Annotated in this window: 13 protein-coding genes; 2 read left to right on the forward strand and 11 right to left on the reverse strand. The window is 56.7% G+C overall.

Annotated elements, in window-relative coordinates; translation table 11 throughout:
• Nucleotides 1-103: 103 nt before the first annotated feature.
• The 9 genes from E1958_RS13520 to leuC form a co-directional block, all read right to left on the reverse strand.
• Nucleotides 104-466: a hypothetical protein gene (locus tag E1958_RS13520; RefSeq protein WP_133512337.1), complete on the reverse strand. Its 363-nt coding sequence runs from the start codon at nucleotides 464-466 to the stop codon at nucleotides 104-106.
• Complete coding sequence (locus E1958_RS13525) at nucleotides 466-741, reverse strand: BrnT family toxin (RefSeq protein WP_207787707.1); 276 nt, start codon at nucleotides 739-741, stop codon at nucleotides 466-468. The genes E1958_RS13520 and E1958_RS13525 overlap by 1 nt, the downstream gene beginning before the upstream one ends.
• A gap of 31 nt (nucleotides 742-772) precedes the next feature.
• On the reverse strand, nucleotides 773-958 hold the full coding sequence (locus E1958_RS22055; protein ID WP_369334486.1) for a helix-turn-helix domain-containing protein: 186 nt from the start codon (nucleotides 956-958) through the stop codon (nucleotides 773-775).
• A 74-nt stretch (nucleotides 959-1,032) separates the two neighbouring features.
• Nucleotides 1,033-1,254 carry a BrnA antitoxin family protein gene (locus tag E1958_RS13535; protein WP_089727161.1) on the reverse strand — a complete coding sequence of 74 codons (222 nt, stop codon included), beginning with the start codon at nucleotides 1,252-1,254 and terminating at the stop codon, nucleotides 1,033-1,035.
• Nucleotides 1,251-1,544, reverse strand: a complete 294-nt coding sequence (locus E1958_RS13540) for a BrnT family toxin (RefSeq protein ID WP_133512338.1) — start codon at nucleotides 1,542-1,544, stop codon at nucleotides 1,251-1,253. The genes E1958_RS13535 and E1958_RS13540 overlap by 4 nt, the downstream gene beginning before the upstream one ends.
• 296 nt (nucleotides 1,545-1,840) lie before the next feature.
• Nucleotides 1,841-4,108 carry an NACHT domain-containing protein gene (locus tag E1958_RS13550; protein ID WP_133512339.1) on the reverse strand — a complete coding sequence of 756 codons (2,268 nt, stop codon included), beginning with the start codon at nucleotides 4,106-4,108 and terminating at the stop codon, nucleotides 1,841-1,843.
• A 71-nt stretch (nucleotides 4,109-4,179) separates the two neighbouring features.
• Entirely contained in the window at nucleotides 4,180-5,265 is a 1,086-nt protein-coding gene (gene leuB / locus E1958_RS13555) for a 3-isopropylmalate dehydrogenase (protein WP_133512340.1), read from the reverse strand.
• Between the two features lie 418 nt (nucleotides 5,266-5,683).
• Nucleotides 5,684-6,346 carry a 3-isopropylmalate dehydratase small subunit gene (gene leuD / locus E1958_RS13560; RefSeq protein ID WP_133512341.1) on the reverse strand — a complete coding sequence of 221 codons (663 nt, stop codon included), beginning with the start codon at nucleotides 6,344-6,346 and terminating at the stop codon, nucleotides 5,684-5,686.
• Complete coding sequence (gene leuC / locus E1958_RS13565; RefSeq protein ID WP_133512342.1) at nucleotides 6,347-7,762, reverse strand: 3-isopropylmalate dehydratase large subunit; 1,416 nt, start codon at nucleotides 7,760-7,762, stop codon at nucleotides 6,347-6,349.
• 248 nt (nucleotides 7,763-8,010) lie between these two features.
• Here leuC and E1958_RS13570 point away from each other — a divergent pair, with 248 nt between their 5' ends.
• A complete protein-coding gene (locus E1958_RS13570) occupies nucleotides 8,011-9,999 on the forward strand; it encodes an SLC13 family permease (protein ID WP_133512343.1) in 1,989 nt (662 codons plus the stop codon).
• Between the two features lie 475 nt (nucleotides 10,000-10,474).
• Nucleotides 10,475-10,783, forward strand: coding sequence for an addiction module antidote protein (locus E1958_RS13575; protein WP_133512395.1), 309 nt, complete (start codon nucleotides 10,475-10,477; stop codon nucleotides 10,781-10,783).
• A gap of 606 nt (nucleotides 10,784-11,389) precedes the next feature.
• On the opposite strand, the gene E1958_RS13580 is transcribed toward E1958_RS13575, so the two are convergent.
• Nucleotides 11,390-11,923 (reverse strand): hypothetical protein, encoded by a 534-nt coding sequence (locus tag E1958_RS13580; RefSeq protein WP_133512344.1) that lies wholly within the window; start codon nucleotides 11,921-11,923, stop codon nucleotides 11,390-11,392.
• A 45-nt stretch (nucleotides 11,924-11,968) separates the two neighbouring features.
• A complete protein-coding gene (locus E1958_RS20930) occupies nucleotides 11,969-14,509 on the reverse strand; it encodes an ATP-binding protein (RefSeq protein WP_207787708.1) in 2,541 nt (846 codons plus the stop codon).
• Between the last annotated feature and the right edge of the window lie 844 nt (nucleotides 14,510-15,353).

The following is a 15,353-nucleotide window of genomic DNA, read 5'->3' on the forward strand; positions in this document are numbered from 1 at the left end:
TATTGATAAAAAAGTTTGGCTCTTTATGGATTCCGGACTGTCAGGGATCATGGAAGGGTACCACCGGACGTTTTGGAGTGCGGCGGCAACCTTGCCCCAGTGCTTACCGGAACCTACAGCGCTTGGCATAACTGGGGTGTCGGCCAAGGGGCACAAGCCCGCCGCCGCTTTGGATTTGGCGACACCTCCGTTCCAAGTAAGGGCGCTGTGGCCAGGGGAAAGCGCCGTCGCCGCGGCGCGGGTGAAACCTTAAGTGCCCGGATTTCCGGCAAACGCCGCTGGTATCCCCGTTGTCGAGGTTTGATTCAGACGCGCCGCTTTGCCGGCGCACTCCAAAGCAGTCCGGAATCCATAAAGAGCCAAAGTTTTTTACTTCTTTATCCAAATAGATGGGTATGTCCAGCTCTTCCAATGGTCTATAGAACTTTCCCTGTTCGGCATCGGTAAAATCATACTCGTCTTTCATTATGGGCGCCTTTTTTGGTATACCAGTTGCTCGCGTTTAGTTGCCTTTCTAGCACCGATGATTCTCACAGACTCAGCACCGTCATCGTCTCTGAACATATGGACAACAACGAGAATAACTTCGTTCAACGATTTCCCCAATATTATCCACCTATCTTCTTCATGCGAATGTTCCGCATCGTATTTGTTCAGCGCAAAAGGATCGGCAAAAACATAAGCAGCCTGTTCAAACCTAGCCCCATGTTTCTGAATGTTCGTTTTTTTCTTTCTTAACATCCCATTCAAATTTCATGATGTGACTATTTTCCTACCATCCGTACCTGTGATGCGATAACGTTTTAATGGGAATGCCCTGTTCGCGGACATCTCTGGTCGCTCTCGGCGGATGATTGTAGCCATATGTGTCTTTAAGTTCCTCTGTCGTTATCTGCCCGTGCTTCAGAATGTGGTCGATTACGGTTTTCGGTCGTTTTGCTTCGACGCTCTCAAGCAATTTTTAGGAATTCCAGAGGATATTTTTGACCGCTCATGCGAAGACAAGCTCTTGCTTCAAGATCAAAGGGGCATTTATTCGGAAGCCCATTCCATTTTGAGCTTGCGATGATGTAGCGCACAATCACGGAGGTACAAATTGATTAGGCCTTGGTATGGAATGCCTGTTTCTTCTGCCATGGATTTGAAATAAGCCACGGTATCCCGGTCTAATCTCATGGTTACAGGTTGTTTTAGGTATTTAGTGAAAGGATTTTTTCGGCCTTTCATTTCAGAAAAGTCGTAGTGATCTCTCATTTTCGCTGCCTCCAATACTCCGGTTCCTCGCGTTTATTCGCCCTTCTTGCAGAAATAATACGCACGACTGTTTCACTCCCTTGAATACAGTGGCAAACAACAAGTACCTGTGGTTTAAAACTCAACCCAAGTAGAATAAAGCGGTCTTCTTCACCTGAATGATCAGGATCGTAGAATTGGATTGCATTCTCGTCATAAAAGACAGTGCGCGCTTCACCAAAAGATACTCCATGTTTTCTTTGATTGGCTTTGTCTTTCTTCTCATCCCACTCGAAACGAAGCTCTTTCATATTTTGGTATGCCACCGGCCATAAGCCCGTCTTTGTCCGATTTCTACCTGCACCAATATTGCTTTAAATACACCCTCCACTCATCGGTTGGCGGCGGGTTGCGATCGAGAAACGCGGCCCTTGCTTCCGGTGTGGATATTTCGCCAGAAGGGCAGCCAAACATCATGGAGCCAGGCTTCGTTGATGCCTTGTCTCCATCCTCCCCAGACCGGATCGGATTGTGGATACTGGATCTAGGGTGGTGGCGGTTTTGCTGAATATGTCTCTTTCATTAGAAACCGCCTTTCGTTTAGTAATCAGTTTAATAATTTACTGAGCAACTTCATCGCTCTTTCACTTTGGATGCCCGACAAGATATCGCACGCATCCTTTTTACCATCCTCGTAAAGGTCAGGTAACTCCGATATTGCATCAATAGCTACATCACCCATTCTTGCCGACTCAAACAAGAGTTTTTGCTTTATGCCTCCAAAATTCTTAAGGATGATTGACAATTTATCTTTTTCATCAAGTAATTCAAAAAATCTTGGCGCTACATACATGTCAAAATCAGGGAGATACCCTCTCCGTATCAGGTAGGCAAGTGAGGCTGCTGGAGAATATAATGGCACTATATTAAGAGGATGGTCAACAAGCGATTTGATTTTATTCATTTTCTCGCTTACAGCTAATATTTCCTCATTCAGTTTTTTAAGTGATTCAACCAGAGTAGATGCCGCCTCCTGTTTATATGTCTTTGACAGTGCAGCTACAGAAATAATATAGGCAGGTTTCTTTACATCAAAATCATCAACTAGACTTTCTAATTTTTTATAAACCTCCTGACCCCACCAGGTTTCCGATGTAGCAATGGCAGCTAGTGCCAAACTAAATTCCGAGGTTTCCCTTTCAAATATTTCGGGAATATTATTGTTTTCACCTGGTGTCGGATAACAAAGTGATTTTAAATCATCTGAAAGGGAGTCAAGTAATTGACGAACAAGATCTGATGATACATCTTTTACTTCCGCTAATAACTCAAATGCCCAACGAGGATACCGACGGAAAACCTCGTCTAGCCAAGGCGTACAATTACGGTTAAAGCCGAACCATATTCGCATTACCTCTCTATATCTTTCATTATCTACTGAAAAGCGTTTCAATAAACTATCGCCATCATCAATAAAACATTTTGCCACAAAATACTCCTGTATCAACTGATGTATAAACATGCATCCTCCACCTCCTTCTATTTCGACGAGTATTCCATGGACATGGACAAAATCATCAATAAGATCACTGGCGTCATTTTCATCTTTTCCAATACTTTTTAATGCATTCTCGGTATGTTCCCTTAAGACCATTCCGCTTAATAATTGCTCATCACCAGGGATGCATAGATCCTGGAATGCAAGCGCAATATGTTGCAACACAAGTTTCTTTTGATCAATAGAAAACCGTGTTGAACACAACTCTTCCCTCTTTTGAAGCAGTTTGTCAATCGTGCGATCCAAAAAACTGGTTCTTGAGTGAGGAATAGAAAAATTACACTCACTATGTAATTCTATCATCAAGCGCAAATAAAATGGATTTCTTGCTAATTGGTGAATACGAGGTGTTAATTTGATGGATGCTAGAATTCGATTTGGTTCAGCATTCAAGCAGCTAGAATTGATGTCCAAGTAATCCCTTATTTGTTTATCATCAAAATCGCACAGATCAAATACTTTGCAGATTCCTGGAAATTCATCTCTACGATAAGCTCTAGTTCGACAACTAATTACAACAGAAATCTCGAATTTAGTTTGGGTAATGAAATCGTTTATCATATCGCGTATGGTAAACCTCCTCTCATGACATATTTCATCTAATCCGTCAAACAATATAATTAGTTTGCGTTGTTTTATTAGCTCTTTTATAAAAGGTAACGCATTAGGTATATCACTACGGGAAAAACAGGCTTCAATTTGATCCATGATACTTTTGTCATCGAGGTTTTTTACTTCATTAAAGCGTTTTATCTCGATAATGACTGGAATTAATTTTTTATGTAAGCGTTCAACCTCCTCTCCGGATTTTGGCCCAATTTGGACATAACTCTTTGATTTCTCATCTTCAGGATTAAAATTTGGAGAGGGAGTCTGAGCGGTTACCTCCTTATCTTTGGTGGCTTTGTATTGTGATGCCAAAGTAAAAGCTATCGCCTTTAATGAAGTTGATTTCCCGCAACCTGGATTCCCAAGCAGAATACAACTACCAGCTTTCAATATTTCCGAAGTTGTATCGTAATACGGATCCTTCATATAGTATTGGACTGACGATGAAACAAATATTCGAGTATCACTTCCACGATCATCAGCGCAGGGGAGTCTTTCAGTTTTACTGATATATTTAACTAAATTGTTACAATACTTCTGTGATATCCTGTTATACCATGATATATTCAAGTAAAAGCGTATTTTTAGTTTTTCTAATATTGAAGAGATAGTATCTCCTATAGCCTTGTATGCTTTCTGGAAAATAATTGTTGCCACTGAACCAAGGATAGTACCAATGACTGTCAAGAGTAGAGTTTCTTTGTCCATTTAATACCCCAATTTAAAATATCGACTTAGTGGATTACGAGAACGCTCCGTGTTCTTTGTGTTTCCGCGGTTCAGACTTGGCTATCCATCGCCACCACCACCGCATCGCCCATCTCGGCGGTGCCGCCCCGGCGCATTCCTGGAGACATGATGTCGGCAGTGCGCAGGCCCTGGTCGAGGACGGTGGAGACCGCATGCTCGATGCGTTCGGCGGCGGTCGGTTCGCCCAGGGAGTAGCGCAGCATCATAGCGACCGACAGGATGGTAGCCAGGGGGTTGGCGATGTCTTGGCCGGCGATATTGGGGGCCGAGCCGTGGATGGGCTCGTACATGCCCTTCCCGGTTGCGTCCAGGGAGGCGGAGGGCAGCATGCCGATGGAGCCGGTCAACATGGCCGCGGCATCGGAGAGGATGTCGCCGAACATGTTGGTAGTGACCATGACATCGAACTGTTTCGGCTCTCGGATCAGCTGCATGGCGGCGTTGTCCACATACATGTGGCTGAGGGTTACGTCCGGGTATTCGGTCCCCACCTCGGTAGCCACCGTTCGCCACAGCTCGGTGCACTCCAGGATATTTGCCTTGTCCACCGAGCAGACGCGCCGGTTGCGTTGGCGGGCGATGTCGAAGGCGGTTTCACAGATGCGCCGGATCTCCGACTCGCTGTAGACCAGGGTGTTGACGCCGGTGCGGGTTCCGTCCTCGCCGGTGGTTACGCCCCGCGGCTGCCCGAAGTAGATGCCGCCGGTGAGCTCGCGCACGATCAGGATATCGAGCCCGGCGACCAGCTCCGGCTTCAGGGATGAGGCGGCGGCCAGCTGGGGATAGAGGATGGCCGGGCGTAGGTTGGCGAACAACTCCAGCTGGTCGCGCAGGCCCAGGAGCCCCTTCTCCGGGCGAATGGCGATGGGCAACGGTTCCCACTTGGGACCGCCGACGGCCCCCAGCAGGACGGCGTCTGCCTGCAGCGCCAGATCCAGGGTGGCGTCGGGGAGGGGGACCCCGGTGGCGTCGATGGCTGCCCCGCCTACCGGGGCCTCCTCCATTGTGATTGCGAGGCCAGCGGTATCCCGTAGGTAGGTAAGTATCTTGACCGCCTCGGCGACGATCTCCGGTCCGATACCGTCTCCCGGCAGGATGAGGATGTGTTTGGTCACTGTGTGTTCTCCAGCGTAGTGGCATAGCCCGTAGGGTGGGCTGTGCCCACCATCCAGACTGCCGTGCCTGACCCATCCCTGTGGGGTGGATAGGCCGGCACAGGCAACCGGTCCTGGGGCGGTAGGCAAGCGCTCACCACACCATTGATGCGGTTCGCGCCTTCTGCTGGTGCCATCCTAATAAGACCTACCGCGCTCACCGCATCCTACATTAGGGTGTGTTCTCCAGCGTGGCACCGCCCCTCATTCACCCTCTCCCCAACCCCTCTCCCTCCAGGGAGAGGGGCTTTGCAAAAGGAACCTCAGTCGCACTTTGAATTGTAGATTGTCACAGATGAAAAACTGAAACAATCTGCGTAATCTGCGTAATCTGCGGATAGAAGGAATGTCGCTCAGACAAACGTCAACAGGACCTAGTTCACCTTGCCTCCAAGCCGTTCCCGGGGAACAACCAGGGGGCCTGGGGCCGACGGCGGTCTTCGTAGGCGCGAATGGCGTCCAGGTGCTCCAGCGTCAGTCCGATATCGTCCAGCCCTTCGAGCAGACAGCGCTTGCGGAAGGGATCCACCGCGAAACCGAGCCGGTCCCTGATGATGGATATCTCCAGGGTCTGCCGCGGCAGATCGACGGTGATCCGCAACGCCTCGGGACCATCCGCGATTGCGAACAGGTCGGCGACCTCGATCGGTGGCAGGGTGATGGGGAGGATGCCGTTCTTGAAGCAGTTGTTGTAGAAGATGTCGGCAAAGCTGGGGGCAATGATGACCCGGAAGCCGAAATCCGCCAGGGCCCAGGGGGCGTGCTCCCGGGACGACCCGCAGCCGAAGTTCTCGCGCGTCAACAGGATTTGGGCGCCCTGGTAGCGGGGGTCGTTGAGGACGAAATCCGGGTTTTGGGGCCGGTTGCGGTTGTCCTGATCGGGCTCCCCATGATCCAGATAGCGCCACTCGTCGAACAGGTTGGGTCCGAACCCGGTGCGCTTGATGCTCTTCAGGAATTGCTTGGGGATAATGGCATCCGTGTCCACATTGGCCCGGTCCAAGGGGCACACGACCCCGGTAAAATTCTCGAATTTGTCCATTTAGAGTTCCCTCACGTCCAGGAAGCGGCCACTGACTGCCGCCGCCGCGGCCATGATGGGACTCACCAGGTGGGTGCGTCCCCCCTGGCCCTGGCGGCCCTCGAAATTACGGTTGGAGGTGGACGCACACCGCTCGCCCGGCTTCAGGCGATCCGCGTTCATAGCCAGGCACATGGAGCATCCGGGATCGCGCCACTCGAAGCCCGCTGCGATGAACACCCGGTCCAGGCCCTCCGCTTCCGCCTGTGCCTTGACCGGACCCGAGCCCGGCACCACCATGGCGAGCTTGATGCTCTCGGCCACCCGGCGGTCCGCGACGACCTGCGCCGCCGCGCGCAGGTCTTCGATACGCGAGTTGGTGCAGGAGCCGATGAAGACCTTGTCCGGGCGGATGTCGGTGATGGCGGTACCCGGTGTGAGCCCCATGTAATCCAGCGCGCGGCGGATGCCGTCGGCCTTGACCGGATCGCGCTCGTCCCCCGGATCGGGCACCCGCCCGTCCACCGGTGCCACCATCTCCGGGGAAGTCCCCCAGGTAACCTGGGGCTCGATGGCGGCCGCGTCGATATGGACCCTTCGATCGAACGCCGCGCCCTGGTCGCTGACCAGACCGCGCCAGTGGGCGGCGGCACGCTCGAACTCGGGGCTCTGGGGCGCGCAGGGGGGCGCGTAGGGTCGCCCTCGGACGTACTCGATAGTGGTCTCGTCGACCGCGATCAGGCCCGCCCGGGCCCCTGCCTCGATGGCCATATTGCAGACGGTCATCCGGCCTTCCATGGATAGACCCCGGATGGTCTCGCCGCCGAATTCGATGACAAAGCCGGTAGCACCCGCGGTGCCGATCTCGCCGATGACGGCCAGGACCAGATCCTTGGCGGTCACACCGGACCCCAGGGCGCCGTTCACCTCGATCAGCATGGACTTGGATTTACGTTGAAGCAGGCACTGGGTCGCCAGGACGTGCTCCACCTCGGAGGTACCGATACCGAAGGCGAGCGCCCCCAAGGCCCCGTGGGTCGAGGTATGGGAATCGCCGCAGACAATCGTCATGCCCGGCAGGGTGAAGCCTTGCTCGGGTCCGATCACATGGACGATGCCCTGGCGCGGATCATCCATGCCCAGCTCGGTGATTCCGAAGGCGGTGCAATTCTCGGCCAGGGTCCGGACTTGCAGGCGCGCCACGGGGTCCGTGATCCCCTGCACCCGATCCCGCGTCGGGACATTATGATCCGGGACCGCCAGGTTGGCCGCCACCCGCCGCGGTCTACGTCCCGCCAGTCGCAGGCCCTCAAAGGCCTGGGGCGAGGTGACTTCGTGCACCAACTGGCGATCGATATACAAGAGGGCGGTGCCGTTGTCGTCATAGCGGACGACGTGCCCGTCCCACAGCTTGTCGTACAGGGTCTTGGCATCCATAGGGTTATGCTCCGCCGAAAATTCAAATTAGGCAGGGTAGTCCGGCCCCTGCCAAGAAGCAACAGAAGCTCCTATCTTGTTAATCAAATTAGAATATACCCAACTAACGCTACATGGAGGTGAAAAAAGGGTAAACTCTAGGGTTATGCGCAAGCATTCCCTGGCCGGTGCCGCAGCGAGGCAAGATCCCGGGCATCGTTACCGGTTGTCGAAACCCTAAGCTAAGCGAGGAGTGAGGAGTGACTGTCGTGAGCAATCCTGCGGATGAAGCAACCACAGCTGCCTCCCTAGAGCCCTTGAGCCGCAAGCAGCTGATCGCGGGCATCCTGTTCGGGATCGCGGCTCTGTACCTGGCGACCGTCGTGCCTACGGTCGAGATCGCCTGGGTGACCGGCATCCTCCTGTTTACCATCTACCTGTTCGCCTTCGAGGTGGTGGAGGTAGACGTGGCCGCCGCCACGGTTATGGTGCTCTTGGGCCTGACCTCCCTGCTGGCCCCGCTCATGGGATTGGATCGGGGGCTGGTGGATACCCAACACCTGTTCGACGGTTTCGCATCCAACGCCGTGATCTCCATTATCGCGGTCATGATTATCGGCGCCGGCCTGGATAAGACCGGCCTCATGAGCAAGGTGGCCTCCTTCATCCTCAAGATCGGCGGCACCACCGAGACGCGCATCATCCCGATCATCTCCGCCACCGTGGGCGTTATCTCCTCCTTCATGCAGAACGTGGGGGCGACGGCCTTGTTTCTGCCGGTGGTGTCGCGGATCTCCGCCCGCTCCGGGCTGCCCATGTCGCGCCTGCTGATGCCCATGGGCTTCTGCGCCATCCTCGGCGGCACCGTGACCATGGTGGGTTCCTCGCCGCTGATTCTGCTCAACGACCTGATCCTCACCTCCAACGAGGGTCTTAAGATGCAGGGCGTTGCCGAGATGCAGACCTGGAATCTGTTCTCCGTCACACCGATCGGTCTGGCCCTGGTGGTGACCGGCATCATCTATTTCGTGCTGGCAGGCCGCTTGGTGCTGCCCACCACCAAGGGCGAGGGCGGTAAGGCCACGGATTCCATCGCATATCTCCAAAAGACCTACGGCGTAGAATACTGCATGAAGGAGATGGTGATCCCCAAGGACAGTGAGCTGGTGGGAAAGACGTTGAACGACGTCGAAGGGGTCAATAAGATCCGGGTCGTGGCCATGGTGCGTGGCGGCAACGACTTGGCCATCGGCCCCGGTGGCATAGCCCGCGATGTCCCCTTCGAGGCCAGCAGTGCCATCGGGATCGTCGCCGCGAAGGAAAGCTGCTCGGCATTCGCTGCCAAGTACGGCCTGCGCACCCGCGAGGACTTCGATGCCTTCAGTGACGCCTTGGCCCCGACCAAGGCCGGCATCGCGGAGGTGGTTATCCCGCCCGGATCGGCGCTGATCGGCAAAAGTGCCCGCGATGTGTGGATGCGCAAGCGCTACGGACTGTCCATGGTGGCGCTGCACAGCGGCGGCAAGACCCGGCACGAGGGGGAAGGCATCCGCGACCTGCCGTTGCAGGCCGGCGATACCATCGTCGGGCATATCCCCTGGGAGGCCCTGATCCGGTTGGAGAAGGACCGCGATTTCGTGGTCGTGACCACCGAATATCCCCACGAAGAACTGCGCCCGAATAAGGTCCCGGCCGCCGGCGTTTTCTTTACCATCGCCTTAGGGCTGGTGCTGTTCACCGATTTGCGTCTGTCCGTGGCCCTGCTCACCGGCGCCATGGGCATGATTCTGTCACGGGTGCTAACCATCGAGGAGGCCTACCAAGCGGTGAGCTGGAAGACGGTGTTCCTGCTGGCCTCCCTGATCCCCCTAGGCCTGGCGGTGGAGACCACCGGCACCGCCAAGTGGATCGCCGAACAAGTCTTGTCCGTGGTGGGCGCAGCGCCCGGTTGGGTAATCCAGGCCTCGGTGGCTGTGCTGGCGACCTTCTTCACCCTGGTGATGTCCAATGTGGGCGCCACCGTGCTGCTGGTACCGCTGGCCGTGAATATCGCCATCGGCGTGGGCGCGGACCCGGCCGTGTTCGCCTTGACCGTAGCCATCGCCACCTCCAACTCCTTCCTGATCCCCACCCACCAGGTCAACGCCCTCATCATGGGGCCGGGCGGCTATGGGGTGCCGGATTTCATGCGGGCCGGAAGCGTCATGACCCTCCTGTTCCTGGTCGTGATGATGCTCATGATGAATCTGGTGTTCTGATAGATCCGGATGGTCGGTATTATCGGTATTAGCGGAAAAACGATGCCCTCATAGGGAGTGGGGGCTAGACGATTACGCCGATTTTGTCGATTGTCATTTCGAGCGAAGTGAGAAATCCTATGTGATAGGAGAACTAATCGAAATGTTTGACAAAGATTTTTTAGAAGGACTTCCTGAAAACCCAATGCCATTAAGTTAAGCCTCAAAGCCCCTCTCCCGGCGGGAGAGGGGTTGGGGAGAGGGCGAACGAAAACAGGGATCAACCAATCACAAACGGCGCCGGTGACGCTTAACTTAATGGCATTGCCTGATAACCCAGGCGAATCAGGTAAAGTTTTGTGCGAAAGGATTATTGCCGCCTATAATCAGATTGTCTTTCCCAATGGAAAGTTTATTAGCTGGTGGAGACAAGAGAAGCCAAAGTAAAGACATAAAAACGGCCCAACGTTTGGTAAAAGATCTTTGGGAGTTTATCATGAAAAAAACAAACACTACTCGATATGATGTTGCTGAATACCTCCGCAACCCCGAAGAAATGGCTGCATACCTCGAAGCCTGCCTTGAAGAAGCAAATGGTGATGCCGCACTCATTGCGAAAGCGCTTGGTGACATCGCACGGGCCAAAGGTATGTCACAGGTGGCAAGCGATGTGGGCTTGTCCAGGGAAAGTCTCTACCAGGCGTTATCAGGTGAAAAAAGCCCGAATTTCGATACTATTCTAAGGGTCATTGCTGCGCTTGGTTTAAAACTCCATGCCGAAGCAGCACACTCCCCCACCACTTAGAGGCTGTCTAAAAACTAACCCATTGATTTTGAGCTGTAGGCCGGGTCGAGGGACGAGACCCAGCAAACCAAGCTTGCCCGTAAGCGCTGGGTTTCGTTCCTCAACCCAGCCTACCGCCTAGGACCCTTTTTTGCGCTCGTTCCCACGCTCCAGAGACTGTGAAAGAATTCGTTTTCCCTGGAAGCGGTGGGATGGGACCGCCATATTCCACGCTAAACCCTATGCCATGTAGGATGAAGAGAAAGATTTTCTGCTCAATTTAGGGAAAATTGTGTCGTCCTGTCCCTTTGGATCTGAAAATCCAGGAATACTTTCACAGTCTCTGGAGCGTGGGAGCCAGAACATGGGATTCATCTTTTTGATCCCCTCTCCCCAACCCTCTCCCGGAGGGAGAGGGAGCATAGCGGCCAGTGCTGTTGGTCATGTTCCAACTTAGATATTAACCACCCCCCGTTTTTCATCTGCGAGAATCTGCGAAATCTGCGGATTCAAGTTGAGCATGGGAAAAACGACTCGGTAGCTTCAATTTCGCGACGCCGACCAGCCCGCGGAGGGCGGGAAAGCGCAGCGCATCCCGCCTTCAGCCGCTCACCGCATCCTACCCGGCTATCTCTCCGGCGTAGGAACGGCCTCCTCCCGCACCCGTTCCGGCGGCCAGCGCCAGGCGACCCAGCGGCGGTAGAGGGGGACCCAAAAGCGGTAGGTAGGGCCGTCCCGCTCCAGGATCTCGTCGCCCGCCAGCCGTTCCAAGATGCGGAAGGTCTGCTCGCGGGGGAGGAACAGGCGGGTCTCGGCCATGGCCGATTCGAGGCCGGCGATCGCCAGCTGGCTCCGGGCTGCTTCGTCCGTGGCCCAAGCCAGGGCTGAGAGGACCCGATGGGTGGCCGCGTCGCTGTCATCCCAGTGGTTCTCGAAGGCAGCGTTGGTCTCCGCCCGGACCACGCCCTCCACGGCGGCGGCGAAGTCGTTGGTGTCCACATAGTCGCTGCGGGTCTCGCCCTGGCGTGCCTGCTCGTTGCAGCGGTTTATCAGTGTGGCCCCGAGCAGCTGTAACAAGAGGGGCTGTCCCCGCGTCAGGCGGTAGGCGTCGGCCAGCACCGCCGGGTCATAGTCCAGGATATTCCGGGCGGGCTGCTGCAAGACCTGGGCGGATTCCTCTGGGGTCAGATAGCTGAGGGTGCGGAACTAGGCGGTGTTGAACAGGATGGAAAAATAGTCCCGCGCCATGGCCCGCAGCCGGGTGGTGCCGCAGAAGAGGAGCACGGTGGGGTATCTGGGCTCCTGCATCAGGGCGCGCAGGAAGCCGGGCAGCGTCTCCCCCAGCCGGCGCTCGGGGATCAGATCCGCCTCGTCCAGCATCAGTAGGAAACGCTTGTCCCCGAGTGGCCCCCGAATGCCTTGCAGAAAGGTCTTGAACCCGGCATAGGGCTCGGTCCGGTCCAGCGGGTCCGCCGGTAGCCCCAACTCCTCCGCCATGCGGGTGGCGGTCTCGTTGAGGAAATCGTACTCACTGCCGAGCCCCTGGATATTGAGCGTCAGTCCCAACAGGCCGGTTCCCGGCAGGCCGGCACGTTCGACCTTGTTCAGGAGGCTGGTCTTACCGATCCGCCGCTGGCCCACCAGGACCACCGCCGGCTTGCCCTCCGGCTGAAGCCACAGGCCCCGCAGCCAAGCCAGCAGCTCCTCCCGGCCCACAAAGGTGCGGTCATCGCCGAGCCCCTCGCCCACCACATAGGGCTGATAGGAAGGAATCTGATAGGACCGACCGGATTTGGCTACCTGGATTTGGAAGGCGAAAGGCAAGAAGAAAGGGTTGCCTTCCAGGTCTTGGGCCTGGAGCTGGCCCTGGATGCGCAAGGCCCCCTCCGATTCGGCCCGGAAATCCAGACGGATCTCGGTCTCCTTGCCCCCCTCCAGCAGGCCGAACCGTGCCTCCGGGTGGACCCAAGTCAGGCCCGAGGTCGGCCCCATCCAGATCCGGCCCATCTGGGCAGGCTCGCCAGTGGGGTTGCGGATCCGGAGCCGCAGGGTCTGATCGCCGGGGACGAACTGCTCGGCCGGGAGGTCCACCTCCAGACGCAGCCACTCCCGCACTTGGCGCGCCTCGGTCTCCAGGACCCTGACCCAATGGGCAACCAACTCCTGGGCGATGCCCCGCCAATAATCGGGAGAGCCCTCCCAGTCCAATCCGCGGAGGCGACCGATGCTAGTCCCCAAGAGGCGGCGTTTGGCGGTCTCCGTGGTCAGCTCGGGATAACGCTCCAGGTCACTGAGCGCGGTTCGGACGGCCTGGATCACTGCCCAGCCGCCATCGAGCCAGAGATTATCCGGAATCGACCCTGACCGGGGGGATGAGTAGTCGAGCCGTCTGAGATCTGATGGGCCAGCAAGTTTTCCGAGATCGGCCAGTAGTTCCCGATACTCGGGGACCAGGGCAGCCTCGCCCAGCTCCTCCAGCCACTCCTCGGCATAGCCGATCCGTTCGGGAAGCGGCTCCTCTCGAATCCGTGCCAATGCCGCTTCCGAATCCTCTACCCGATCAGGGTCCTCGGCCCCCTCTACCAACGGGTGCAAGGCCTCCTCCTGCCAGATCTCGCCCACATCGAGCAGCAGGGGCTCCTCGTCTTCCTCGTCCCCCTTCGCGGCCAGTACGGCGACCGCTGGCTCTGCATCGCTGACCCACACCAGGGTTGCCAGGGTGGCGCTGTTGGTCTCTACTGCCACCCGACCGCAGAAGGAGAGTGTGGTGGCCGGATCGGACGCCAGCTTATGGACCGCCCGGTGCGCCGCGGCGTGCTGGAGGGTGTGGAACTGCACGGATTGGATGGCACCCAGGGCCGCAGCCATGTCCCCGTTCTGCCCCAGACGTATCAGGTAGGGAGCCAGGCCGGGCAATGGATAGGCGAAGCTGTGCCAGCGGAAGGCAATGGTCCGTGCCAGCTGGTCCGACGCCGAATCTTGGCCGGTCTGTGATCGATATTGCCACAGAGCTATCAAAGCCATCAGGGGCCAGGCCGGCAGGCCCGTCAGGACCAGGGGCGCAAAGGCCAGAAAAAGGGCCAACAGATCCAGCTTTGCATCGAGTTCCGCCGGTTGGGGATCCCAGACATAGGCCGCAGCGGCCAAGAGCAGGAAGAGCCACCAGCTCAACATCAGCCAGGCGGCCTGGGCCTCGGCACCGATACGCAGATCCCCTTTGGATCGTCGTGCCTCGATACCATCGTTCGGGTCGAGAAAGAAGCCGGCGATGGATCCGGCGGCCAAGGCAACAGATAGGGTGATTCCCCACTGTGGGATCTGGCTTAGATCCGAAGTGCTAACGATAGTGACAACGACAACGCCAGCGCCAGCGACACCGACAGCGACAGCGACAGCGCCAACGATAGCGACAGCGACAGCGACAGCGACAGCGACAGCGACAGCGCGAGCGACAGCGACAGCGACACCGACAGCGCCAACGACAGCGACAGCGACAGTGACAGCGACAGCGACAGCGCCGGCGACAGCGAGACTGAGGACCCAGATGGCTTGCGGGTCGTCGGTCCAGAGCCAGAGTGCAACGCCGGCCAAGGCGCCCCAGATCCCGGAGCCGAGAATCGCCGCAGTCAGCTCGAGACCCGGCCTTTCCCGCAGCCGGTCCGCTATCTCCAATGGCCGCAGCCAGAAGATCAGGGGCCAGATCCACAGCCGGCGCAGCACAGGGCCGATGGTCTGGGTTGGGGTCACGGGTACCTCATTTCATCTTGGAGTGCGCCGGCAGAGCGGCGCGGGCGAATCGGATTCCTCTGACGGGGAATACCAGCAGTGTTTGTCGGGAGCTCAGGGGTCGAATTTTACCCGCGCCGCGGCGACGGCGCTTTCCCCTGGCCGCAATGTCTGGTTGGGAACGAAGCCTTGCCTAAATCCAAAGCGGCGGCGGCTCGGTGCCACACGGCCGACGCTCGGGTCACAGCAAGCACCCGTGGACTCCGGCAGGTACCGGGATAACAAACTGCCGCCGCACTCCAAAAATTCCCCTCTCCCCAACCCCTCTCCCGGTGGGAGGAGGGTGTCGCAAAAACGGTGGCGTCAGTTGCCAGTCTGTAAAGTTTAAACCACAGAGGACACAGAGAATGCAGAGAAAGGCACCAGCCAATTCTCTGCGTTCTCTGTGGTTCGAAAGGATTTTTGCGACACCCTCGCTGGGAGAGGGGCTTGGGGAGCGGGATCTTCATCGTGTTTCCACTATTGTTTCTCGTTTTCTCGTTCCACGCGCTGCGTGGGAACGTGGAAACTCCGCGCTGCGGAGAGAATCAGGCAGCTGTCCACCATTCCGTTCTTGTAATAGGCCAGCTTTGCCAATAACCGCGTCGAGTGCCTGGCCCGCGGATAATCGATAACCTGCCGCGCCCTGTTCGCACTCGTTCCCACGCTCCAGCGTGGGAACGCCGTCTTGTCCGCTCCAGCGGACGCAGCTTCTCGGTGCTGATAGGCGTTGGCTGTTAGCCTACCAGGCGCTTAATCGACGCTGGAGCGTCAGATCCCTCCTCCGTCGGGACCAGGTCTGTTCCCACGCTGGAGCCTGGGGAGC

It is taken from the genome of Candidatus Thiosymbion oneisti, assembly GCF_004359955.1.
Taxonomy (GTDB): Bacteria; Pseudomonadota; Gammaproteobacteria; order Chromatiales; family Chromatiaceae; genus Thiosymbion; species Thiosymbion oneisti.

Excerpts from the sequence above, each read along its gene's own strand:
- leuC (WP_133512342.1), bottom strand. The coding sequence starts at position 7,762 with ATGGATGCCAAGACCCTGTACGACAAGCTGTGGGACGGGCACGTCGTC.
- E1958_RS13575 (WP_133512395.1), top strand. The coding sequence starts at position 10,475 with ATGAAAAAAACAAACACTACTCGATATGATGTTGCTGAATACCTCCGC.
- leuD (WP_133512341.1), bottom strand. The coding sequence starts at position 6,346 with ATGGACAAATTCGAGAATTTTACCGGGGTCGTGTGCCCCTTGGACCGG.
- E1958_RS13525 (WP_207787707.1), bottom strand. The coding sequence starts at position 741 with ATGTTAAGAAAGAAAAAAACGAACATTCAGAAACATGGGGCTAGGTTT.
- E1958_RS13520 (WP_133512337.1), bottom strand. The coding sequence starts at position 466 with ATGAAAGACGAGTATGATTTTACCGATGCCGAACAGGGAAAGTTCTAT.
- E1958_RS13535 (WP_089727161.1), bottom strand. The coding sequence starts at position 1,254 with ATGAGAGATCACTACGACTTTTCTGAAATGAAAGGCCGAAAAAATCCT.
- E1958_RS13550 (WP_133512339.1), bottom strand. The coding sequence starts at position 4,108 with ATGGACAAAGAAACTCTACTCTTGACAGTCATTGGTACTATCCTTGGT.
- E1958_RS13540 (WP_133512338.1), bottom strand. The coding sequence starts at position 1,544 with ATGAAAGAGCTTCGTTTCGAGTGGGATGAGAAGAAAGACAAAGCCAAT.